Here is a 21,584-nt window from a genome sequence, read left to right on the forward strand (position 1 = left end):
GGTGGGGCGGGGGGTCATCGGTCCGCCCGCGGGAGTGACAAGGGCAGTTCCAGGAGTACTTCCGTGCCCTTCGCGTCCGCGCCCTCGCCGATGTGGATACGGGCGCCCACCGACTCGGCGCGTTCCACCATGCCGACCAGGCCGAAGTGGCCGGAGCGGCGGAGTGCGTCGAGGGTGGTGTCCGGGGGGAGGCCGCGGCCGTCGTCCTGGACGCTGATGCTGAGCAGTTCGTGGTCGGGGTCCACGTCCGCGGTGACGTCGATGCGCGTGGCATCGGCGTGCCGGTGGGCGTTCTCCATCGCCTCCTCGGTGATGGTGAGGAGTTGGCGGGCCACGGGGTGCGGGACGGCGAGTGCGGGGTGGGGCTGGGTGGGGGCCCGGTAGGTCGCCTGGAGGGTCGTACGGGCGCTGAAGTTCCTGGTGCGGGTGGCCAGTTCCTCGAGTACGTCCGTGGCGGGGGCCTGGTCCCGGCGCAGGTCTGTCAGGAGTTCGCGGGACTCCGTCGCCGCTCTGCGGGCTGCTCGGGCCACCAGCCCGGCCTGTCGTTCGAGCAGGGCCGGGTCCGGGGCGGGGGCGGCCGCCGATGTCGCCAGGCCTTCCGCGGCCAGGGCCACGCCGTGGAGGGTCTTCGCCACCGAGTCGTGCATCTCCCGTGCCAGGCGGGCCCGTTCCTCGCTGATCGCCTCCGCCACCGCCAGGCGGGCCTTCATCGCGGTGAGGGCCTGGGTCGCCGTGCCGAAGCGGAGCAGGAGGTTGCGCAGGGTGGAGCCGACCGCGCCCGTGATCACGCAGAAGCCCGGGAGGAGAAGGACGTCGGCGGGAGTCGTGTTCGGGTGCGGGAGGGCTGTCTGGGCCAGGAGCAGGATCAGGGACTGCAGGGACGCGAAGACCGCGGCGCCTCGCCAGCTGTAGGCGATACCGGCGAGGAGCGGGGTGCAGACGCTGACGTAGGCGAGCGTGGTGTCAGGGCCCGCGGAGATCAGGAGGAGGCTGGCGAAGAGGGTGTCCGCGGCGAGGAGGCTGGGGTGGCGCAGGAGGAGGGGGCCGAAGCGTTCCCAGTCCCTGAAGAGGGCGTACGACACCATGAAGGTGACGACGACCGCCGCGCCGACCAGGCGGGTGCCGAGGCCGGGGTTGGCGTTGAGGAGGGCGGCGGGGGCGGCGAGGGCGATCATGGCCAGCCGGAAGCCGAAGACCTGGCGGCACATGGCCTGAAGGGCGTTGACCTGGAGGTCCAGCGCGGGTACGTCGGAGGGCCCCACCCGGCCTTCGGCGGGGTGGGTGTTCCTGCGCGCACCCGTCGTCGACATCGCCCGCCCCCTACTTCCCCGTGATCGTGCCGAAGTCGGTGCCCGAGCCGAGCAGCAGGCCCGCGGCCAGCAGAAGCATGGTGGCCGGGACCATGAAGGTGGTGATCATCATGGTGGCCTTGGGGACCGCGCGGGCGGCCTTGCGGCGGGCGTTCTGGGCGTCCGTACGGCGCATGTCCTTGGCCAGGGAGACCAGGGTGTCCACGATGGGCGCGCCCAGTTCCTCGCCCTGCTGCAACGCCGTCACGAACATCGCGACCTGTTCGGAGTCGTTGCGGCGGCGCAGCTCCGCGAAGGCCTGGCGGCGGCTCATGCCCAGGTCCATCTGGCGGAGCGTGATGCGCAGTTCGTCGGCCCAGGGGCCCTCGTACTTGGAGGCCACGCGGTCCAGTGCCTGGCGGAAGCCCAGGCCCGCGCTCACCACCACCGCCAGCACGTCCAGGAAGTCGGGGAGCGTGCGCTCGATGACGTCCTTCCTGACCCGGATCGCCGACCAGATGCCGACCTCCGTCCAGAACGCCCCGAAGGCCAGCAGGAGCAGGGCCACCAGGATCTGGCCGCGCAGCAGGAACACCAGGAAACCCAGGCCGCCGAGGAAGCCGTAGACCGCCCTGCGGGCCGCGTAGCGGTGGATGGTCAGGCCGCCGGGGTTGCCCGCGAGGTCGATCTTGCGGCGGTACTTGGCGACCTGCTTGGGGCCCATCAGTCGCAGGACGGCGGGGGCGTAACGCATGCCCATGCGGTCGATCAGGGAGTCCACCGCGCCGGTGCGGGTCGATCCGACCTCCAGTGCCAGCACCAGGTCGCTCGGCAGCTTCGCCTCCGCCCGGTACATACGGATGCCGGCGAAGACGCCCCACACGCTCACGGCCATCAACAGGGCCAGTCCGAAACCGATCATGGCCACCCCCTCAGACGTCGATCCGGGACAGGCGGCGGATGAGGACGAATCCCACCCCGTACAGGGCGAACGCGATGATCACCGCCGCCTGGCCGAGTGGTGAACCCGTCATGCGTTCCAGCGCGCCGTCCTTGACGCCGTTCATCAGGAACAGCGAGCCGATGCCGAGGACCGGGACCGCGTACGACGTCATGTTCACCTGGGAGAGCTGGGTGCGGACCTCGCGCCGGGTCTCCTTGCGCTCCTCCAGCGTCTCGGTCAGGTTCCGCAAGGCGCTGACCACTTGGCCGCCCGCCCGGCTCGACAGCACCAGGGTCGTCACCAGGACCACCAGCTCCCGGGACGGCAGTCGCTTCGCCATCTCGTCCAGCGCGTCCTCCATCGACACGCCCACCGCCAACTGGTTCGCCACCTTCGCCAGTTCCTCTCCCGCCGGTGCCTCCAGCTCCTCCGCCGCCATGCCGATCGCGGTGCGCAGGGCGAGGCCCGCGTGGGTGGCGTTGGCCAGGATGCGGGCCAGTTCGGGGAGCTGGTTGATGAACTTCTCGATGCGCTTCTGCCGCTGCCAGTTGAGGAACTGCACCGCCGCCCAGACACCCGCGAGGCCCGCCAGCGGGCCGAAGAAGGGCGCCAGGGTCGCCTGGCCGATCAGCCACAGGCCTCCGACGAGCCCGATCATCGCGGCGAAGAACTCGCCGGGCGTCACGTCCAGCCCGGTCGCCGCAAGCCTCAGTTCCAGCTGCCTGCCGAGCCGGGTGCGGCGCAGCCGGCGGTCCAGGTCGCGGAAGTGCCGGCGGCGGCCGGTGTACGGCACCTGGCTCGCGGCCGACAGCCGGTCGACCAGCGCCGCCCGCTGGGCCCGTCCCCTGGCGTAGAAGTGGACGCCCACGACGGCGAGCACGCAGGTCACCAGGGTGGCGCCGATGGTGAGCGGGACTAGGGTCTGGAGGTCCATGGGGGTGGGTCCTACCTGGCTTCTCGGATGGCCAACTGGTTCGCGGACTGGGCCACGCCGAAGGCCTGGGGCGTGGGCTGGCTCGCCATGTAGAGGCGGTCGACGGCACGGCGCGGAAGCGGGAAGTACGCGAACCGGCCGTAGATCCGGCCGTCCGCCGCCATGGGCTGGGCGTCGAAGCGGGCCACCGTGGCCAGCCGGTACGGCTCGCTGCCGTGGCTGTCGAGCAGGGCGATCTCGGTGATCCGGCGGGCGCCGTCGGCGAACCGGGTCAGCTGGATGATCACGTCGACCGCACTGTTGATCTGGTCGTGCAGCGCCTCGAAGGGGACCTCCACCTCCGACATCGAGGCCAGGGTCTTCAGCCGCATCAGCGCGTCCTCCGCGCTGTTGGCGTGGACCGTGGCGAGGGAGCCGTCGTGGCCCGTCGACATCGCCTGGAGCATGTCGAGGGACTCGCCGCCGCGGACCTCGCCGACCACGATCCGGTCGGGGCGCATGCGCAGCGAGTTGCGGACCAGGTCGCGGATGGTGACCCGGCCCTGGCCCTCCACGTTCGGCGGGCGCGACTCCAGCCGGACCACGTGCCGTTGCTGGAGCTGGAGTTCGGCCGAGTCCTCGATGGTGATGATCCGGTCGCCCTCCGGGATGAGCCCGGACAACGCGTTGAGCAGGGTCGTCTTTCCCGTGCCCGTGGCGCCCGACACGATGATGTTGAAGCGCGCCTGCACCAGGCCGGCCAGCAGGTACAGCATGTTCTCGTCGAGCGAGTCGAAGCCGACCAGTTCCTGGAGCGTGTAGGAGCGCGGGAAACGGCGGATCGTGAGGATGGCGCCGGTCAGGGAGAGGGGCGGGATGATGACGTTCACGCGCTCGCCGGACGGCAGGCGCGCGTCGACCATCGGGTTGGTCTCGTCGACCCGCCGGTTGACCGTGGAGACGATGCGCTCGATGGTCTGCATCAGCTGGTCGTGGGAGGGGAAGCGCAGCGGCAACTGCTCGACACGGCCGCCGCGTTCGACGAAGATCGAGTCCGGGCCGTTCACCATGATCTCGGTGATGGAGGCGTCTTCGAGCAGCGGCTCCAGGATGCCGAGACCCAGGGCCTCGTCGACCACCCGCCGGATCAGCTGCGAGCGTTCGACCGTCGACAGGACCGGCCCCTCACGGCTGATGATGTGCCCGAGCACCCGCTCGAGACGCGCCCGGCGCTCGGCAGCCGCCAGCGCACTCATCTCCGCGAGGTCGATCTCCTCCAGGAGCTTGGCACGGTAGGAGGAGACGAGGTGGCCGTCCTCGCCCCGGCTGCCGTTCTCCTCGGGGGTGTTGATGCGGGACCGCAGACTCATGAGGTACCTCGTTCAGTGGTCGAGCGGCATGGTGGCGGTCTTGACGGCGGGATCGAAGTCCCAGCCCGGGACGATCGACGGGATCTGGACGGTGGCGGTGACGGTGACCGAGTCGCCGCCCCCGCCCTCGGCGCAGTCGACGGACAGCCAGTCGCTGATCGCGTTCACACAGCCCTCCTGCGCGCTCATGTCCAGCGAGGCGGCCCGCGCCCCGGCCCTGGCCGCCGTACCGGCCTGCTGGGCGGTGTAGGCGATGAGCCCGATCTGAACGCCCGCCATGGCGACGAGGATCAGGATCGGGATGAAGCCGAGGTACTCGAGGGCCACCTGGCCGCGGTCGCGCGTGCTCTTGCGGGAGTACGACATCTCAGTGCTTGTCCTCCTCCACGGCGCCCGCGTGTCCGTCGACCTGGAAGGGGAAGGCGATCGAGCCCGGGAAGAGGACGGGGACGTCCAGGTGGACATCGGCCGTGACATAGCCGCCGCCGGTGGCGCAGTCCACCTGGCCGGTCCAGGCGCCGGGCAGCTTGTCCAGTCCCGCCTGCTCGCACGCGGCCTCCCGCTCCCCCGGCGGCGCCGCCGTCGCGGCCCGTACCGCCTCGTCCGCAGCATTCCCCGCGAGCGTGTACGTGTATCCCAGCAGCACGAACTGCCACAGCAGCACGAGCGTGATCAGGATCAGCGGGGTCATCCCGAGGAACTCGATGGTGACCTGTCCCTCGTCCCGCCGCCCGCTCACCTCCCGATCTCCCTGCGCCGCCGGAAGGTCAGCGCGCCGCGGTCCCGGCCGCCGTTGCGATGGGAGTTCGCCTCCGAGCCCTTGACCAGGCCCAGTTCACCGGCGAGCGTCCACAGGGCCTGCTTCACCGTGCCCTTGGCGTCGAGTTCGTGGACCCGGCCCGCGTCCACCGCGCCCTGGAGCTCCTTGAAGTTCGCCGGGATCACGGTCGCCGCGACGCCCGTACCGGTGATCTTCTGGATGAGCGCGGGCTGGATCTCCGTACTGCGGCTGTGCCGGTTGACGACGACGGTGGTCTCCTCGGCCTTGCGGACCTGGAGGCGGTCCCACATGCGCACGGCACGCTTGGCGCCGCGTACGGCGACCACGTCGGGCGTGGTGACCAGCAGGGCCGTGTCGGCCATCTCCACGACCGCCGCTCCGGCTCCGCTGAGCTGGGCCCCGCAGTCGACCACCACGATCTCGTAGCGGGAGCGCAGGGCGCTCACGATCTGGCGGGCGGCGCGCTCGGTGACCTCCTCGCCGCGTTCGCCCTCGCCGGGGGCGAGCAGCAGCGCGAGGCCCGTGTCGTGGGGGAAGACGGCGTCGGCGAGGACGCGCGGGGAGATGTCGGTGATGGTGGCGAGGTCGGCGACCGAGCGGCGGAACTGGACGTCCAGATAGGAGGCGACGTCGCCGGTCTGGAGGTCCATGTCGAGCAGGGCGGTGGTGCGGCCGGAGGCCTGGGCGGCGAGGGCGAGCTGGATGGCGGTCGTGGTGGCGCCGACGCCGCCCTTGGCGCCGCTGACCGTGACGACGGTGCCGCCGACGCCGGTGAACACGTCGGTGGCGGCGCCCAGGTGCCGTCGTACGCCCACCGACCACTGGGCGACCGCGTGCACCCGGGTGGCGAGCTCCTCGTAGCCGAGCGGGAGGGAGATCAGGCCGCGGGCGCCGTAGTCCATGGCGGCCTGGAAGAGGCCGGGGCTGACGTCGGAGGTGACGAGGATGACGCCGACGGCCGGGAAGCGCAGGGCGACCTCACGGATCAGCTCCAGGGCCGGGACGGGCCCGATCCGCTCGTGCACCACGACGACCTCGGGCAGTTCGTCGATGGACTCGGACGCCAGGCGTGCGAGGGTGTCGATGAGCTGGGTGGAGTCGGTCACCGGCACGACCGGCTCGGCGTCCGGGAGCTGGCTGAGCAGCGTGGTGAGGGAGCGGACCGCGTCCGCGTCGCCGACTGCCGGAAGGATCCTCGTGGGCATGGCGGCCTCTCACTTGTCCTTCGCGAGTTCGTACGTGCGCTCCTGCTCGGGCACGGTCCCGGTCTCGCCCGGCGCGACCAGGGCGAGCCGGACCCGCTTGGCGAACGACTCGGCGTACGTGATGCGCTGGGCGTCGAGGGCGGAGAGGGCGAAGGTGATGGGGCGGGCCTCGGTGGCGGCGCGGGTGCGTTCGTCGGCGTCGGGCTGGAGCGAGGTGAGGTCGCCGACGTCCAGGACGCGCGCGTTCGTCACGATGATCTTCGACAGGTCGGGGTCACCCTCCCGCTGTCCCTCGAAGGTGGCGTACACGTTGACCGCGGAGCCCGGCGTGATCTTGCCGGCGACGCCGGTCGCCGCATCGATCATGATGGCGACCTCCTGCTGCCCGGGCTGCAGCGCGGGCTGGTCGACGATCATGTCGCTCTGCAGCAGCGAGCCCTTCTTCAGGGTCGTCACGGCGATCTTGTCGCGGACGGCGGCGAGATCGGTGACGGCGTTGGCCGACAGCCAGCGCTTGGGCATCTCGGTCTTCTCGAACTGCGCCGCGGTGAGCCGGGTGTAGGGCTCGATGTCCTTCTTGACCTCGTACGCCGTGACCTCGGGGCCGACCTTGGACTTCACGTCGTCGATGACGGAGAGCACGCCGGCGAAGGCCGCGAGGGCGCCCAGGACCGACAGGAGCAGGAGTATCACGCCGCGGCGCTGACGGGAGTTCATGAACCGTACAACCTCGTTGGGGGGCTCGGTCGAGCGGAATCGGGGACGGGGGCGAGCCGGTACGGCTCACCCGGCGGGCAGTTGGTGCTGGCGCTGCTGTTGCTGCTGTAGTCGCTGCTGAGGAACGGGCGTCACGGGTGCGGTGGCCGAACAGAACACGCAGCGGTCACCGATGACGTCGATACCGCACCAGTGACAGATGTTCTGCCGTACCGAGGTGACCAGTTGGTAAAGGACGGACAGGTCGGGCAGGAAGCTGCAGAACTCGATCAGCTTGCCGGTGCCCCACCACTCGGCGGACTCGGCGGGCAGCGGGCTCTCGCGCAGCCCCTGGATCCGCCAGGACTTGGCCAGCGCCCCGGAGACCCACTCGGACTGGAGCTGACCGCGGGCGACCAGCATTGAGGTGGCGAACTCCGGACCGGCGAGCGTGGCGTCCGGGACGATCCTCACGAGCTGCGGCTGGGGGTGGGCGAGCACGGCGAACTGACTGCCCGGCACCCAGGACTTGGCGTGCGACTTGAGGCCGACGGGGACCCGGTCGAGCTTGGCCACCGAGCCGAGGAGCGCGCCCGCGTGGAGGTAGTGGGTGAGCAGCCGGCCGGCCGAGGCGAGGACGCCCGGACTGAGGTCGCAGGAGGCGAGCTGTCTCAACTGCCGGGCGAGGACGGCGATTCCGAGAGGGGGCAGTTCGGGCTGGAACAGGGCGATCCGGTCGCTCTCCAGGAGGGATCGCACGGTGCGCAGCCGCTGGTCCACCTCCGGGGGCACTGCATGGGAGTACACGACGATCACATGGCCGTGCTGGTCGATCAGCGTCTGGAGGGCGGCGAGCGAGTGGTCGAGCGGCTGCCGGCCGAGGCCGTCGAGCACGACGGCGGGCAGAGTCCGCTCGTCCTGCGCCGGCAGCGCCATGTCGGCACCGGTCACGGCGATGGCAGTTGGCACGCGCAGCTCCCCGTATCCCATGCCCGTGGGTCCGACGGATCACTCCGGCGCACCCGGTCGACTTCACTGCGTGACTACCTGAGCACTGTAACCACGGCTCCATGGCCGGAGAACAGCGATTCTGTGACTTCCTGGCCTGCGCGAGGGATCAAAAGCGGGCGATTACTGCCCAGATGGGGCGCACTTGCCACGTGCGCGGGCCAGAGAAAGGCCGGTTGCGTACCCATCCCCGACAGCATCCTTGACAGCGAGATTGGTCTGGACCAACTCTCTTGTCATGCCCATACTCAACAGAAGAGCGGCGCGGTTCTGGACCGCGGCCCTCAGCACGGCCCTCTCCCTGGCCGTCGCGGGCCCCGCCTCCGCCGCGGACGTCAACAACGCAAAGAACGCCGGCTTCGAGTCCGGCCTGACCAACTGGACCTGTTCGGCGAGCAGCGGTACGACCGTCTCCTCCCCCGTGCACGGCGGCTCGGCCGCGCTGAAGGCGACGCCCGCCGGGCAGGACAACGCCAAGTGCGTCCAGTCGGTGGCCGTGAAGCCGAACGCCACGTACACGCTGAGCGCCTGGGTGCAGGGCGGCTACACCTACCTGGGCGCGACCGGCACCGGCACGACGGACGTGTCGACCTGGACCCCTGACACCGCGTCCTGGAAGCAGCTGACGACCACCTTCACGACGGGCGCCTCGACGACCTCGGTGACGGTGTACACGCACGGCTGGTACGGGCAGGCCGCATACCTGGCGGACGACGTGTCGGTGTACGGCCCGGACGGAGGCGGCGGGGGCGATCCCACCCCTACGGTCCCGGCGGCACCGGCCGGACTGGCGGTCTCCGGCACGTCCTCGTCGTCCGTCTCCCTGTCCTGGAACGCGGTGTCGGGCGCGACGGGCTACAACGTCCACCGGAACGGTACGAAGATCACGGCGGTGACGGGGACGTCGGCGACCGTGACCGGACTGGCCGCGTCGACCTCGTACAGCTTCCAGGTCACGGCCGTGAACTCGGCGGGTGAGTCCGTGAAGTCGGGCGCGGTGACGGGGACGACGACCGCTTCCCCGGGCGACGGGGGCAGCGCGCTGCCGAAGCACGCGGTCACCGGGTACTGGCAGAACTTCAACAACGGGGCGACGGTCCAGAAGCTGTCGGCCGTGCAGTCGCAGTACGACATCATCGCGGTCGCCTTTGCGGACGCCACGACCACTCCGGGCGCCGTGACCTTCAGCCTGGACTCGGCCGGGCTCGGCGGGTACACGGTCGACCAGTTCAAGGCGGACATCAAGGCGAAGCAGGCGGCCGGGAAGAAGGTCGTCGTCTCCGTGGGCGGCCAGAACGGCACGGTCTCGGTGAGCGACCCGACGTCGGCGGCGAACTTCGCGAACTCGGTGTACGCGCTGATGCAGACGTACGGCTTCGACGGGGTCGACATCGATCTGGAGAACGGACTCAACGCGACCTATATGTCACAGGCGTTGCGATCGCTGTCGGCAAAGGCGGGGTCGGGTCTGATCCTCACGATGGCGCCCCAGACCATCGACATGCAGTCGACGTCCAACGCGTATTTCCAGACCGCGCTGAACGTGAAGGACATCCTCACGGTCGTCAACATGCAGTACTACAACAGCGGTTCGATGCTGGGCTGCGACGGCAAGGTCTACTCCCAGGGCTCGGTGGACTTCCTGACCGCCCTCGCGTGCATCCAGCTGGAGGGCGGACTGTCCCCGTCCCAGGTGGGGTTGGGCCTGCCGGCGTCCACGAGCGGGGCGGGCAGCGGCTACGTCTCGCCCTCGGTGGTGAACAACGCGTTGGACTGCCTGACCAAGGGCACGGGGTGCGGCTCCTTCAAGCCGTCGAAGACCTACCCGGACCTGCGCGGCGCCATGACCTGGTCGACCAACTGGGACGCGGCGGCGGGCAACGCGTGGTCCAACACAGTGGGACCGCACGTGCACGGGTTGCCGTAGCCGTCGGTCCGTCTCCTCACTCGTCACGGTCGGATCGATCGGCGCCCGTGTGTCGCGAACCAGCGAGAAGCGGGCGCCGCGGAGGCAGCGCACGACCACCGTCACCTCGGTCGCCGTGGCGCACCGCGTCCACCGTCACGCCAGGGGCCGGTAATACCCCAGCACCGGTGCCAGCCGGGCGAACCACTGGCCCAGGGTGTCCCGGCTCTTCGCGTCGACGACGCACTCGTAGAAGCGGCCGTCGAGGTGGATGACGCCCATCATCAAGGTCTTGCCGCCCGGCCCGTCCTTGTAGTGGACGCTGCGGATCTCGTGCCAGGGGAACTCGGCGGAGTGCCCGTGGTCCTCGAAGGCGACGCCCACGGAGTCGACGACGATGGAGTTGTGCCGGTCGACGGCCATGAACTCCGGTCCCTCGGGCACCCCTTGGGGCGCCTGAGAGGCGAAGGCCGACGGGGGCGGTGGCGGACCGAAACCCGGCGGGCCGCCGTACGGGTGGGGCTGGTCGCCGTAGGGCGGTGGCGGGGTGGTCATCGGCATCCGTCCCCTGGCGTCGCGGACTGCTTCCGGTTCATGTGAAACATTCTCCCCACCCCACAGCGTCATTGAAGTAAGGACCACTTCCACGGCCGGGCGCACAGCACCAGGGGGGAACACATGAGACAGGCCCGTGCGGACGAGTACGCGGAGTTCGCCGCTGCCCGGGCCGGACACCTGTACCGCTCGGCGTGTCTGCTGACCGCGGGTGACACTCATCTCGCGGAGGACCTGGTGCAGGAGGCGCTCGGGCGGATCTACGTTCGCTGGAGCCGGATCTCCCTCGTCGGCAACCCCGCGGCGTACGCGCAGACCGTCCTGGTCAGGGTGTTCCTGACCCATCAGCGCCGCCGCAGCAGCAGAGAGCGCGCGACCGACGTCCTGCCGGAGGTGGCCGTCGCCGGTGTCGACACGCCCCTGCGGCTGACGCTGCTCGACGCCCTCGCACGGCTGCCCGCCAAGGACCGTGCCGTGGTGGTCCTGCGCTACTGGGAGGACCGCTCCATCGAGGAGACCGCCGGTGTCCTGAACGCCAGCGCGGCAGCCGTCCGCACGCGCTGTACCCGAGCCCTCAAGCAGCTGCGCGGGCTCCTCGGCGAGGACATCGGCGCCTACGCCCGGCCCTGACCGGCCCCCTGACTTCCCTTTCGTCCGACCGACCGACCCGGAACGGTGGCTGCCCCATGCTCGCAGACCAGCACAAGGACCCCTTCGAGGAGCGGCTCGCCACCGCCCTGCACGAGACCGGCGGCGGTTTCGACACCGATCGCACGGCCCTCGCCGCACGCGGCGCGGCGCGGGGCCGGCGCAAGCGGTTCGTGCGGCGGGCCGCCGTCGCCGGGGGCACCGCGAGTGTCGTGCTCGCCTGTGTGGGCGGGGTGCTGGTCCTGCGGCCGGGCGGTACGGCGACCGAGGCCGTGCCGTCGTCCGTGACGGCCTCCGCCGAGCCGAAGCCGAGCGTCACGGCCGCGCCCGCGACCGACGAGCAGATGATCGAGACCCTCAAGAACCTGCTGCCCGAGGGTGACTTCAGCGAGGAGCGCGGGCAGGGCACCGAGCCGGCCGACGACCGGAAGGTGCCCGCGCCGTCCGCCGGGCTCGTCTTCGACGACGGCGACGGTGCCGCGGCCATCGGGGTCAGCGTGGGCCGGGTGCAGCCGGGCGGTACCGAGGCCCGGCAGGCGGCCCGGTGCCCCGACCGGGTGTACATCCCGTACGACGCCTGCAAGACGAGTCGGCTCGCCGACGGCTCCGTGGTCACCGTGCTCCAGGGGTACGAGTATCCCGACCGCCGGGTGGACACCAAGCTCTGGACCGCCGAGCTGGTCACCCCGACCGGGCAGCACATCACCGTCAGCGAGTGGAACGCGGCCGCCGAGAAGGACAAGCCCGTCACCCGGACCGATCCCCCGCTGAACCCGGCTCAGTTGACGCGGCTGGCGGCGGCGAAGGAGTGGCGCAGCGTCGCGAACGCCCTCCCCGCGCCCCTCCCCGAGCCGGAGCTCCCCGGCTCCGACCTGCACGCCCGCACCGACCTGCTGGCCCTGCTGCCGAAGGGCCTGAAGGTGACCGACAAGAGCAGCGACGACGGCGACTTCGCCTACGCCGTGGTCGACGACGGCAAGGGCAGGAGCATGGTCCAGGTGAACGTGCAGCCCGACATGCTGGACGCGGCCGGTGACCTCTTCGACTCGAATTCCGAGACGCTGCCAGACGGCACCCGGGTCGCCGTCAAGCAGGGCCCCGGGGACAGGGGCGACCAGGTCATGTGGACTGTCGACACCATGCGCGCCGACGGCAGGCGCGTGGTGATCAGCGCCTTCAACGCCGGCACCCAGAACGAGCCCGCGACCCGTGAGACCCCCGCGCTGACCATCGCCCAGATGCGGGAGATGGCGCTCGACGCCCGGTGGTGGAGCGGCAGTTAGAAGAACTCCGACCATGGCTGGTCCCAGATCTGCTTCACGCACAGGACCAGGAACAGCAGGCCCGCGATCGCCAGCATCGCGTTGCTCAGGGGGCCGTTGCGCCACTCCCTTGGCGTGCGGGAGGTGTTCAGCAGCCACATCAGCGTGCCGGCCAGGAAGGGGAGGAAGGCCGCGCCGAGGACGCCGTAGATGATGACCAGGCGGAAGGGCTGGCCCTGGAAGAGCAGGACCATCGGCGGGAAGGTCAGCCAGAGCAGATACACGCGGAACGGCCAGGAGCGCTCGCGTGAGCCGGAGGCGACCTCCCGGCCGGAGCCCGCCGCACCCGCGCGGTCGCGGTACCGCGCCACGAAGTCCGCGAACATCAGGCTCACCCCGTGCCAGACGCCGATCAGCGAGGTGAAGGACGTGGCGAAGAAGCCGATCAGGAAGAACTTGGCGGTCGCCGACCCGTACTCGTCCTCCAGGATGTCGCTCAGCTGGACGAGCCCCTTGTCGCCGCTCGCGATCGCCACATTGGCGCTGTGCAGCAGTTCCGCGCCGACGAAGAGCATGGCGACGACGAAGATGCCGGTGGTGATGTAGGCGACCCGGTTGTCGAGGCGCATCACCTTCATCCAGCCGGTGTTGGTCCACCCCTTGGCGTTGACCCAGTAGCCGTACGCCGCGAGCGTGATCGTGCCGCCGACGCCGCCGATCAGACCGAGGGTGTTGAGGATCGAGTCCTTCTCGTCGGGCAGGACGGGGAGCAGGCCGGCGAAGGCGTCCGGGAGGTTCGGGGTGACCCTGATCGCGAGGTACACCGTCACCACGAACATGACGCCCACCAGGACCGTCATGACCTTCTCGAACACCGCGTACTTGTTGAACCAGACGAAGACCAGGCCGACAAGACCGCAGGCGATGGCCCACCATTCGAGGTCCATCACGTCCGGGAACAGCGCCTGAAGGGGCAGCGCGCTCGACGACATCGCCGCCGCGCCGTACACGAAGCCCCAGATCACCACGTAGACGGCGAAGAACCAGGTGGTCCAGCGGCCCAGACTCGCCCAGCCGTCGAACAGGGTGCTGCCGGTGGACAGATGCCAGCGGCCCGCCGCCTCCGCGAGGGAGATCTTGACCAGGCAGCCGATCACCGCGGCCCACAGCAGGGTGTAGCCGAAGTTGCTGCCCGCGATGAGGGTGGCGACGAGGTCTCCGGCGCCGACGCCGGTCGCGGCGACGACGATCCCCGGGCCGATGTACCGCCAACTGGACTTGCGCGGTACGGAGTTCGTCTCACCGGTCACTGTGTTGTCCGTGGTGTCCGCCATGAAGGTCAAGAAACCCTAAAGATCGCGGACCGGCAAGAGGGCGTGCGGTGAAGGAAATCGAAGCGACCCGGGCGCACGGTTCACGCCATCGCGGCTTTATTCACTCTTGACCTGCTCATGCCATAAGCCCACGATGAGCGGCACACCCGCACCGGCAGCACGTCGCAAAGCTCGCTGAACCAACCCCCCGCTCCACTCCCCGCTTCCGGAGATCCCGGAATCCCTGGAGAACACAGGAGACTTCATGCGACTTCGCATACGCGGTTCCGGCACCCGCTACGCCGCCCTCGCCGCCGTTCTCGCCCTCGCCCTCGCTGCCCCGCTCTCCGCGAACGCCGACAGCGCCCCGAAGGCGGCACCGAGCGCCGAGGATGTCCGGCAGTACGAGATCCACCAGCACACAACGCCCGTGACGCGTACGGCGATCCAGCGGAGCGGTGTCACCGTCGACGAGGCCGACGAGGAGACCGTCGTGGTCTCCGGGCGCGCGGACCAGATCAAGCGGCTGCGCCAACTCGGCTACCAGGTGACCGAGTTGGGCGCGGCCCCGAACCGGATCGCCGAGGGCGAGGCCCGGCTGTACGACTTCCCGTCGGCCGACTCGCGCTACCACAACTACGCCGAGATGACCGCCGAGATCGACCAGCGCCTCGCCGCCTACCCGACCATCATGAGCAAGCGGGTCATCGGCAAGTCGTACCAGGGCCGGGACATCGTCGCCATCAAGATCAGCGACAACGTGGCGACCGACGAGGCCGAGCCCGAGGTGCTGTTCACCCACCACCAGCACGCCCGCGAGCACCTCACGGTGGAGATGGCCCTGTATCTGCTGCGCGAACTCGGCGCGGGCTACGGGAGCGACTCCCGGGTGACGAACATGGTGAACAACCGTGAGATCTGGATCGTCCCCGACCTCAACCCGGACGGCGGCGAGTACGACATCGCCACCGGTTCCTACCGCTCGTGGCGCAAGAACCGGCAGCCCAACTCCGGTTCCTCGGCCGTCGGCACCGACCTCAACCGCAACTGGGCCTACCGCTGGGGCTGCTGCGGCGGTTCGTCCGGATCGACGTCCTCCGAGACCTACCGGGGTCCGGCCGCCGAGTCGGCGCCGGAGGTCAAGGTCGTGGCCGACTTCGTGCGCAGCCGGGTCGTCGGCGGGGTCCAGCAGATCAAGACGAACATCGACTTCCACACGTACAGCGAACTGGTGCTGTGGCCCTACGGATACACGTACTCCGACACGGCGACCGGCATGACGGCGGACGACAACGCCGTGTTCAAGACGGTCGGGCAGAAGATGGCCGCGAGCAACGGGTACACGGCGGAGCAGGCGAGCGATCTGTACATCACCGACGGGTCGATCGACGACTACCTCTGGGGCACGCACAAGATCTTCTCGTACACCTTCGAGATGTATCCGTCGTCGAGTTCCGGTGGTGGGTTCTATCCGCCCGACGAGGTGATCGAGCGAGAGACCTCGCGGAACCGGGACGCGGTGTTGCAGCTGCTGGAGAACTCGGACTGCATGTACCGGTCGATCGGGAAGCAGGCGCAGTACTGCTAGGGGCCTAGTCGGACTCCTCGGGCTCTTCTTCCGTCGCTTCCGGGGTCTCGTCCTCGAAATACCTGTCCATGACGGCGTCCAGCTGCTCGTCCCACTCGGCGAACCGCGCCCTCGACTCGGCCTCGATCTCGATCGGGTACCAGCGCCGGTCGGGGGTGTGCACCGTGATGGTGAACCGCTTCCCGAACCGTGGCGTCTCCGTCTCGATCGCGCCGATCTCGTCCCAGCGGAACTCGCAGGCCTGGTCGTCGAGGGAGAGCCGTACGCCCTGGTGGTCGGCGACGAACTTCGCACGCCGGTCGGAGGCCTCGAAGACGGGGCCGTCGGGGGCCTCCTCCTCGTCGGCGTCGTCGGGCTCCTCCGCCGTGGGCGTGGGCTCGTCGGCGTCGGTCTCCTCGACCGCCTCCTCCTGGTGGGCGTCCTCGGGCCCTGCGTCCTCCGCCTCGCCGGACACGGGTGAGGTGAGCCCGGGGATGAAAGCCGGGTCGAATCCGGCGCCTTCCAGGGGCTGGCTGCTCGAACCTATGCGCTGCTCCACAGCGGGCAGTATGGTCGACGATCCTGTGCCCGGCACAGCCGGCCCCTACATCGTTATCGGACGCCTACATGGGGCTACAACACCTACACGAACACACTCAGGACCGCCGCCACCACAAATCCCGCCACCGACAGCACCGTCTCCAGCACGGTCCACGTCCTGAGCGTGTCCCGTTCGCTGATGCCGAAGTACTTGGCGACCATCCAGAAGCCTCCGTCGTTGACGTGCGAGGCGAAGATGGAGCCGGCCGAGATGGCCATGATGACGAGCGCGACGAAGGCCTGGGAGTGGTCGCCCTCCGACAGCAGCGGCGCGACGATACCGGCCGTGGTGACGATGGCGACCGTCGCCGAGCCCTGGGCGACGCGCAGGACCACCGAGATCAGGTAGGAGAGCACCAGCACGGGCAGACCGACGTCGTTGAAGGTGTCGGAGAGTGCCTGGGCGACCCCGCTGGCCTTGAGGATCGCGCCGAAGACACCGCCCGCGCCGACGACGAGCAGGATGTTGCCGACCGGCTTGAGGGACGCGGTGGACACCGTCTCCAGCGACTTGCGGGACCAGCCGCGACGGATGCCGAGCAGGTAGTACGCGAGCACCAGGGCGATCGTCAGCGCCACGAAGGGGCTGCCGAAGAACTCGATCACCGAGCGGCCCGTGGAGGGGTCGAGCGCTATCGAGGAGAAGGTGGCGGCGAGGATCAGGACCAGGGGCGTACCGATGATGCCGAGGACCGTGCCGAGCGGTACGGGGTCCTCGCGCGGCACGACACCCTGCGACCGCTGTTCCTCGATCACGGCCTGCTTCGCCTCCGCCGCCGCCTCCACCATGTCCTGCGGTACGGCCACGAAGATGCGGCGGCCGACCCACGCCGAGTAGGCCCACGCCGCCAGCACCGCGGGGATGCCGCAGACGATGCCCATGAGGATCACCCAGCCGAGGTCCACGTGGAGCAGACCGGCGGCCGCGACCGGGCCCGGGTGCGGGGGCAGGAACGCATGGGTCATCGAGAGACCGGCCAGCAGCGGCAGACAGTAGAGCAGGATCGACTTGCCACTGCGCTTCGCCGCCGCGTACACGATCGGCGCGAGCACGAAGATGCCGACGTCGAAGAAGACCGGGATGCCGAAGATCAGACCGGTGAGGCCCATGGCGAGCGGGGCGCGCTTCTCGCCGAAGAGGTTCAGCAGCCGGGACGCCAACACCTCCGCACCGCCGCTGACTTCGAGAATCGCCCCGAGCATCGTGCCCAGGCCGATGATGATCGCGACATGGCCGAGGATGCCGCCCATTCCGGACTCGATGGTGGACACGGCGTCCGACCGCTGGACCGTGCCGAAGAGTTCGGTGACCGAGAGACCCGCGAGCAGGCCGACGGCTATGGAGACGCCGAGCAGGGCGACGAAGGGCTGGAGTCGCGCCTTGATGATCAGGAGGAGGAGCAGGGCGATACCGAGGGCGGCGACCGTGAGGAGACCGGCCGTGCCGTCGATGAGGAGGAGCAGACCACCGGTGTGCGGGGGTGTCTCGGTGGTCGCGGCGAGCGGTAGGGACATGGGGGAGGTCCTCTGGGTAAGTCCATGGAGCTTTCGGGCAGGGGGCATCGCGGTACGGCCCGGTCACGGGCCGCACCGGTCACGGCGTGCGGGAGTGGGTGGAGCCGGCGGCGTCTCAGCCGAGAACGGCGAGCGCGTCGATCTCGATGAGGAGCCCGGCGGGAAGGCCGACGTAGACGGTGGTCCGCGCGGCGGGCGGGGCGGTGAGGCCCTGCTCCTCGAAGTAGGTGTTGTAGATCGAGTTCATCTCGGCGAAGTGGTCCACGTCCGTCAGATAGACGCGGATCATCATCGCGTCGTCCCAGGAGGCACCGCCCTCCTCGAGGATCGCCTTGACGTTGGCGAGGGTCTGGAGGGTCTGCTCGCGCAGGGTGGGCCCGGCGGGCGTGGGCGGCTTGCCCTCCTCGGCCGGGAGGAAGCCGACCTGTCCGGCGACCTGGAGAATGTTGCCCTTCCTGACCCCGTGGGAGAACTTCGCGGGCGGGGTGGTGTGGGTCGTGGGGGTGAGCGCGATCTTGTCCGTCATACGGGTTCCTTTGCTGTTGTTCTGCCCGAGTACTCGCCGCTGATGGCGTCGGCCGTGCGGCGGACCTGCGGAAGCAGGGTGAGGAGTTCCTCGGCGGTGACGACGACGTTCGGCGCGGAGACCGACATCGCGGCGACGACCCTGCCGTCGGCGCCACGAATGGGCGCGGCGACGCAGTTGATGGACTCCTCGTGGCCACCGAGGTCGGTGGCCCAGCCCTGTTCGCGCACGCGCTCCAGCTCCTTGAGGAAAGCGGGGGCGTTGGGTGTCGAACGGGCCGTGTACAGGGGGTAGTCGAGCTTGTCCGCGAGGGCGCGGAGCTCGGCTTCGGGGAGATCGGCGAGCAGCAGTTTCGCCACGGCCGCGACGGTGATGGCGACGGGCTTGCCGATCCGCGAGTACATCCGCACGGGGTACCGGCTCTCGACCTTGTCGATGTACAGCACTTCGTCCTCCTCGTACACGGCGAGGTGGGCGGTGTGCCCGCACAGCTCGTTCAGCCGTACGAGATGGGGGTGCGCGATCTCGCGGATGTCGAGGTTCTCCATCGCCTCCTGGGCGAGGGCGATGAGGCGGGCGCCGAGGCGGTAGCGCTGGTCGGACTGGCGGTAGACCATGCCGTGTTCGTGGAGCGTGCGGAGGAGTCGCAGCGCGGTGGACTTGTGGACGCCGAGGCGGTCGGCGACCTGACCGAGGTCGGCGGGGCCCTCGGCGAGCAGCGGCAGGATGCTGAGTGCGCGGTCGACGGTCTGACTCATGGGGTGGGTACCTCCTCCGGGGCCGTGCCGGCTTGCGTCCAGCCGGGGCCGAGTCGAAGTGTCCCCCACGCGTCGTCCGCGACGGCGGCCAGTCGGTCGGTGGTGTCGCGGGTGGGAGGTGTCGCGAGGTCGCCGGGGGTGGTGAGGGCGGCGGCGGCGTAGAGGTGACCGTGGCGGAGACGGGTCTTCAGGGGTAGCCCGCGGAGAGTGGCGGAGAGGAACCCGGCGGCGAAGGCATCACCGGCGCCGGTGGTCGCCACGACGTCCACGTGCAGGGAGGGAACGAAGACGCCCGGCTCCGTGGCCGACCGTGGGTGGGCGTCGCCCGCCCCCGCCGGCGAAGGGCCGTTCCCCGCGGACCCGGAACCGCCCCGAGCAACACGACCCCCCGCAGGCTCCGTCGGACGGGGGGCAAGGTCGGCGCCTTCCGGCCGAGGGTCGGTGTCGCTCAACCCCGCCTGCGGGGTGCCGCCTGGTTTTGGGTCGGGAGTGAGGGCAGCAGCTTGTATCTGAGGGCCGGTGTCCGACCCAAGGGGCGCGGGGCCGCGTCGGTATGCGGCTCCGCGCCGGCCCGCAGCCGATACGAACGCCGTAGCGCCCACTCCTCCTTGCTTCACCACCAACACCCCCGGCTCGGGCAGCGCGGCGCGTATCGCCGACGGTCCGCCCGAGATCCCCCATGCCTCCTCGGCCTCGTCCTCCCCCACGAACACGAGGTCGGCTCCCCGGGCCAACTCCAGCACCACCCGCGGACCGTCGGCGTCCCGCCACAGGCCGGCCCGGTGGTTGACGTCGAAGGACACCAGCGGCCGGTCCTCACCCGGCGCCATCAGCGCGCGCAGCAGCGCCAGACACCCCGACGACAACGCCGCCGTGATCCCCGACAGATGCAGCACCCGAGCCGCCCGCACCGACGCCAGGTCCACGTTCTCCACCGACATCGCCGATGCGGCCGACCCCGCCCGGTAGTACGCGACCTCATGCGCGTCCGTCGCCCGGTCCCCCGCCGTGCGGAAGTACACCCCCGTAGGACGCGAGGAATCCCGCCCCACGGCGGAGACATCGACCCCGTACCCCCCGATCGTCTCGACCAGGTGATCCCCGAACCCGTCCGACCCGACCCGGCTGACCCACCGAACGGTGTGGCCGGCGGCCGCCAACCCGCACGCCACGTTCGACTCCGCCCCGCCGATCGCCCGGTCGAAGGACGGCACGTCGGCGAGCCGGCCCGCCCGCGTGGGCAGGAACGTGACCATGGACTCGCCGAGCGCGACGACGTCCACGACGTCGGGGGCATTCACGATGGTCGTAGCTCCTCGTCGATGGCGGAGGGTCACGGCGGCTCCATTGACCCCGTGTTGGCCTGGATGTTAGACAGCAGTAAGCGTTATACGCAATGGTCGTTGCAGACAATGCAATTCACCTGATCAGGGAGGCCCCGTGTCCCTCGCCCGCCTCGCAGAGGACCGCGTCGACCACCGTTTCAAGGGCCTCCCCCCGGACGCGGACGGCCTGTCCGTCGCCGAGTTGACCGCCCAGCGCCGCAACCTCTTCACCGGCGGCTTCACGACCCCCGTGCTGGCCCTCTCCGCCGAGCGCCTGGAGCACAACCTCGCGCTCATGGAGACGTACGCCGCCCGCCACGGCCTCGCCTTCGCCCCGCACGGCAAGACGACCATGGCCCCCCAGCTCTTCCGGCGCCAGATCGAGCACGGCGCCTGGGGCATCACCCTCGCCGTACCCCATCAGGTACGCGTCGCCCGCGCCTTCGGCATCGAGCGGATCTTCCTCGCCAACGAACTCGTGGACCCGGCGGCCCTGAAGTGGATCGCCGCCGAGCTCGACACGGACCCCGCCTTCCGCTTCCTCTGCTACGTCGACTCCGTGCGCGGAGTCGAGCTGATGGACACGGCCCTCCAGGGCTCCAACCGCCCCCTGGACGTCGTCGTCGAACTCGCCGCCGGCGAGGGCGCACGCACCGGTGTCCGTACGGAGGCGGAGTGCGCGGCGGTCGCCGACGCGGTCGCGGCCACCGGGACGCTACGGCTCGTCGGCGTCGCCGGATACGAGGGCGAGGTACCCGGCGCCGACCCGGAGCGCGTCCACACCTGGCTGCGCCGGCTCGTCGCCCTGGCCGCCGACTTCGACAAGGCGGGACGGTTCACCGCGGCGGGACCGGACGAGATCGTGATCAGCGCCGGCGGCAGCGCCTGGTTCGACGCGGTCGCCGACGTCTTCGCCGAGATCCCCGAACTCTCCCGCCCCGTGCTGAAGTTGCTCCGCTCCGGCGCCTACGTCTCGCACGACGACGGCCACTACCGCAAGGTGACCCCCTTCAACCGGATCCCCGAGGAGGGCGCCCTGGAGCCCGCGTTCCGTCTGTGGACGCAGGTCGTCTCCCGGCCCTCCCCCGACCAGGCCTTCACCAACGCGGGCAAGCGGGACGCCGCCTACGATCTCGACCTCCCCTTCCCCCAGGTGGTCCGCCGGGGCGACACCGAGCGCCCGGCCATCGGCATCGAGGTGACCGCCCTCTCCGACCAGCACGCCTGGCTGCGCACGGCTCCCGGGGCCGACCTGGAGGTCGGTGACTGGCTGGGCCTCGGCCTCTCCCACCCGTGCACGTCCTTCGACAAGTGGCCACTCATCCCCGTGGCGCAGGCCGACGGCACCGTTGTGGAATACATCCGCACGTTCTTCTGAGACACGTTCTTCTGAGACACGAAAAG

The 21,584-nt window shown here is 70.1% G+C and carries 21 protein-coding genes; 5 read left to right on the forward strand and 16 right to left on the reverse strand.

Annotation, left to right across the window (positions count from 1 at the left end; genetic code table 11):
• Positions 1-14: 14 nt before the first annotated feature.
• From OG841_RS17300 to OG841_RS17340, 9 genes are all read right to left on the reverse strand, one after another.
• Positions 15-1,310 carry a sensor histidine kinase gene (locus tag OG841_RS17300; protein WP_371565981.1) on the reverse strand — a complete coding sequence of 432 codons (1,296 nt, stop codon included), beginning with the start codon at positions 1,308-1,310 and terminating at the stop codon, positions 15-17.
• 10 nt (positions 1,311-1,320) lie between these two features.
• Positions 1,321-2,211 carry a DUF5936 domain-containing protein gene (locus OG841_RS17305; RefSeq protein ID WP_328640659.1) on the reverse strand — a complete coding sequence of 297 codons (891 nt, stop codon included), beginning with the start codon at positions 2,209-2,211 and terminating at the stop codon, positions 1,321-1,323.
• Between the two features lie 10 nt (positions 2,212-2,221).
• Entirely contained in the window at positions 2,222-3,166 is a 945-nt protein-coding gene (locus OG841_RS17310; RefSeq protein ID WP_328640658.1) for a type II secretion system F family protein, read from the reverse strand.
• 11 nt (positions 3,167-3,177) lie between these two features.
• Entirely contained in the window at positions 3,178-4,515 is a 1,338-nt protein-coding gene (locus OG841_RS17315; RefSeq protein ID WP_328640657.1) for a CpaF family protein, read from the reverse strand.
• 12 nt (positions 4,516-4,527) lie between these two features.
• The gene (locus OG841_RS17320) at positions 4,528-4,881 is read right to left on the reverse strand and encodes a TadE/TadG family type IV pilus assembly protein (RefSeq protein ID WP_057609953.1); all 354 of its coding nucleotides are present in this window, start codon (positions 4,879-4,881) and stop codon (positions 4,528-4,530) included.
• A gap of 1 nt (position 4,882) precedes the next feature.
• Positions 4,883-5,206, reverse strand: coding sequence for a pilus assembly protein (locus OG841_RS17325; RefSeq protein ID WP_328643644.1), 324 nt, complete (start codon positions 5,204-5,206; stop codon positions 4,883-4,885).
• Positions 5,207-5,250: 44 nt separating this feature from the next.
• A complete protein-coding gene (locus OG841_RS17330) occupies positions 5,251-6,501 on the reverse strand; it encodes an AAA family ATPase (RefSeq protein ID WP_328640656.1) in 1,251 nt (416 codons plus the stop codon).
• Between the two features lie 9 nt (positions 6,502-6,510).
• On the reverse strand, positions 6,511-7,218 hold the full coding sequence (gene cpaB, locus OG841_RS17335) for a Flp pilus assembly protein CpaB (protein WP_328640655.1): 708 nt from the start codon (positions 7,216-7,218) through the stop codon (positions 6,511-6,513).
• 66 nt (positions 7,219-7,284) lie between these two features.
• A complete protein-coding gene (locus tag OG841_RS17340; protein WP_371565985.1) occupies positions 7,285-8,187 on the reverse strand; it encodes a hypothetical protein in 903 nt (300 codons plus the stop codon).
• A 256-nt stretch (positions 8,188-8,443) separates the two neighbouring features.
• Here OG841_RS17340 and OG841_RS17345 point away from each other — a divergent pair, with 256 nt between their 5' ends.
• A complete protein-coding gene (locus tag OG841_RS17345; protein WP_371565986.1) occupies positions 8,444-10,132 on the forward strand; it encodes a chitinase in 1,689 nt (562 codons plus the stop codon).
• 135 nt (positions 10,133-10,267) lie between these two features.
• Here the strand turns inward: OG841_RS17345 and OG841_RS17350 are convergent, their stop codons facing one another.
• A complete protein-coding gene (locus tag OG841_RS17350; RefSeq protein ID WP_328640652.1) occupies positions 10,268-10,666 on the reverse strand; it encodes a hypothetical protein in 399 nt (132 codons plus the stop codon).
• Positions 10,667-10,789: 123 nt separating this feature from the next.
• Here OG841_RS17350 and OG841_RS17355 point away from each other — a divergent pair, with 123 nt between their 5' ends.
• A complete protein-coding gene (locus OG841_RS17355; RefSeq protein WP_328640651.1) occupies positions 10,790-11,296 on the forward strand; it encodes a SigE family RNA polymerase sigma factor in 507 nt (168 codons plus the stop codon).
• A 56-nt stretch (positions 11,297-11,352) separates the two neighbouring features.
• Entirely contained in the window at positions 11,353-12,597 is a 1,245-nt protein-coding gene (locus OG841_RS17360; protein ID WP_328640650.1) for a hypothetical protein, read from the forward strand.
• Here OG841_RS17360 and OG841_RS17365 read toward each other — a convergent pair.
• The gene (locus OG841_RS17365) at positions 12,594-13,910 is read right to left on the reverse strand and encodes an Nramp family divalent metal transporter (RefSeq protein ID WP_328640649.1); all 1,317 of its coding nucleotides are present in this window, start codon (positions 13,908-13,910) and stop codon (positions 12,594-12,596) included. The genes OG841_RS17360 and OG841_RS17365 overlap by 4 nt on opposite strands.
• Positions 13,911-14,154: 244 nt before the next feature.
• Between OG841_RS17365 and OG841_RS17370 the strand changes: the two genes are divergently transcribed.
• Positions 14,155-15,477, forward strand: a complete 1,323-nt coding sequence (locus OG841_RS17370; protein ID WP_328640648.1) for a M14 family metallopeptidase — start codon at positions 14,155-14,157, stop codon at positions 15,475-15,477.
• A gap of 4 nt (positions 15,478-15,481) precedes the next feature.
• Here OG841_RS17370 and OG841_RS17375 read toward each other — a convergent pair whose 3' ends face one another.
• The 5 genes from OG841_RS17375 to OG841_RS17395 all read right to left on the reverse strand — a co-directional run bounded on the left by OG841_RS17375 (position 15,482) and on the right by OG841_RS17395 (position 20,111).
• Positions 15,482-16,015, reverse strand: coding sequence for a hypothetical protein (locus tag OG841_RS17375; protein WP_328640647.1), 534 nt, complete (start codon positions 16,013-16,015; stop codon positions 15,482-15,484).
• An 83-nt stretch (positions 16,016-16,098) separates the two neighbouring features.
• Positions 16,099-17,571 (reverse strand): GntP family permease, encoded by a 1,473-nt coding sequence (locus tag OG841_RS17380; RefSeq protein WP_328640646.1) that lies wholly within the window; start codon positions 17,569-17,571, stop codon positions 16,099-16,101.
• 115 nt (positions 17,572-17,686) lie between these two features.
• Entirely contained in the window at positions 17,687-18,097 is a 411-nt protein-coding gene (locus tag OG841_RS17385) for a RidA family protein (protein WP_328640645.1), read from the reverse strand.
• Positions 18,094-18,855 (reverse strand): IclR family transcriptional regulator, encoded by a 762-nt coding sequence (locus tag OG841_RS17390; protein WP_328640644.1) that lies wholly within the window; start codon positions 18,853-18,855, stop codon positions 18,094-18,096. The genes OG841_RS17385 and OG841_RS17390 overlap by 4 nt, the downstream gene beginning before the upstream one ends.
• Positions 18,852-20,111, reverse strand: a complete 1,260-nt coding sequence (locus OG841_RS17395; RefSeq protein ID WP_442759706.1) for a sugar kinase — start codon at positions 20,109-20,111, stop codon at positions 18,852-18,854. The genes OG841_RS17390 and OG841_RS17395 overlap by 4 nt, the downstream gene beginning before the upstream one ends.
• Before the next feature lie 184 nt (positions 20,112-20,295).
• Between OG841_RS17395 and OG841_RS17400 the strand changes: the two genes are divergently transcribed.
• Positions 20,296-21,558, forward strand: a complete 1,263-nt coding sequence (locus OG841_RS17400) for an amino acid deaminase (protein ID WP_328640642.1) — start codon at positions 20,296-20,298, stop codon at positions 21,556-21,558.
• Positions 21,559-21,584: the final 26 nt, after the last annotated feature.

It is taken from the genome of Streptomyces canus (assembly GCF_041435015.1).
Taxonomy (GTDB): domain Bacteria; phylum Actinomycetota; class Actinomycetes; order Streptomycetales; family Streptomycetaceae; genus Streptomyces; species Streptomyces canus_G.

What these genes read in the sequence shown, in the direction of transcription:
- OG841_RS17300 (WP_371565981.1), bottom strand. Translation starts at nt 1,310, where the DNA reads ATGTCGACGACGGGTGCGCGCAGGAACACCCACCCCGCCGAAGGCCGG.
- OG841_RS17305 (WP_328640659.1), bottom strand. Translation starts at nt 2,211, where the DNA reads ATGATCGGTTTCGGACTGGCCCTGTTGATGGCCGTGAGCGTGTGGGGC.
- OG841_RS17310 (WP_328640658.1), bottom strand. Translation starts at nt 3,166, where the DNA reads ATGGACCTCCAGACCCTAGTCCCGCTCACCATCGGCGCCACCCTGGTG.
- OG841_RS17315 (WP_328640657.1), bottom strand. Translation starts at nt 4,515, where the DNA reads ATGAGTCTGCGGTCCCGCATCAACACCCCCGAGGAGAACGGCAGCCGG.
- OG841_RS17320 (WP_057609953.1), bottom strand. Translation starts at nt 4,881, where the DNA reads ATGTCGTACTCCCGCAAGAGCACGCGCGACCGCGGCCAGGTGGCCCTC.
- OG841_RS17325 (WP_328643644.1), bottom strand. Translation starts at nt 5,206, where the DNA reads ATGACCCCGCTGATCCTGATCACGCTCGTGCTGCTGTGGCAGTTCGTG.
- OG841_RS17330 (WP_328640656.1), bottom strand. Translation starts at nt 6,501, where the DNA reads ATGCCCACGAGGATCCTTCCGGCAGTCGGCGACGCGGACGCGGTCCGC.
- cpaB (WP_328640655.1), bottom strand. Translation starts at nt 7,218, where the DNA reads ATGAACTCCCGTCAGCGCCGCGGCGTGATACTCCTGCTCCTGTCGGTC.
- OG841_RS17340 (WP_371565985.1), bottom strand. Translation starts at nt 8,187, where the DNA reads ATGGGATACGGGGAGCTGCGCGTGCCAACTGCCATCGCCGTGACCGGT.
- OG841_RS17345 (WP_371565986.1), top strand. Translation starts at nt 8,444, where the DNA reads ATGCCCATACTCAACAGAAGAGCGGCGCGGTTCTGGACCGCGGCCCTC.
- OG841_RS17350 (WP_328640652.1), bottom strand. Translation starts at nt 10,666, where the DNA reads ATGACCACCCCGCCACCGCCCTACGGCGACCAGCCCCACCCGTACGGC.
- OG841_RS17355 (WP_328640651.1), top strand. Translation starts at nt 10,790, where the DNA reads ATGAGACAGGCCCGTGCGGACGAGTACGCGGAGTTCGCCGCTGCCCGG.
- OG841_RS17360 (WP_328640650.1), top strand. Translation starts at nt 11,353, where the DNA reads ATGCTCGCAGACCAGCACAAGGACCCCTTCGAGGAGCGGCTCGCCACC.
- OG841_RS17365 (WP_328640649.1), bottom strand. Translation starts at nt 13,910, where the DNA reads ATGGCGGACACCACGGACAACACAGTGACCGGTGAGACGAACTCCGTA.
- OG841_RS17370 (WP_328640648.1), top strand. Translation starts at nt 14,155, where the DNA reads ATGCGACTTCGCATACGCGGTTCCGGCACCCGCTACGCCGCCCTCGCC.
- OG841_RS17380 (WP_328640646.1), bottom strand. Translation starts at nt 17,571, where the DNA reads ATGTCCCTACCGCTCGCCGCGACCACCGAGACACCCCCGCACACCGGT.
- OG841_RS17385 (WP_328640645.1), bottom strand. Translation starts at nt 18,097, where the DNA reads ATGACGGACAAGATCGCGCTCACCCCCACGACCCACACCACCCCGCCC.
- OG841_RS17390 (WP_328640644.1), bottom strand. Translation starts at nt 18,855, where the DNA reads ATGAGTCAGACCGTCGACCGCGCACTCAGCATCCTGCCGCTGCTCGCC.
- OG841_RS17395 (WP_442759706.1), bottom strand. Translation starts at nt 20,111, where the DNA reads ATGGTCACGTTCCTGCCCACGCGGGCGGGCCGGCTCGCCGACGTGCCG.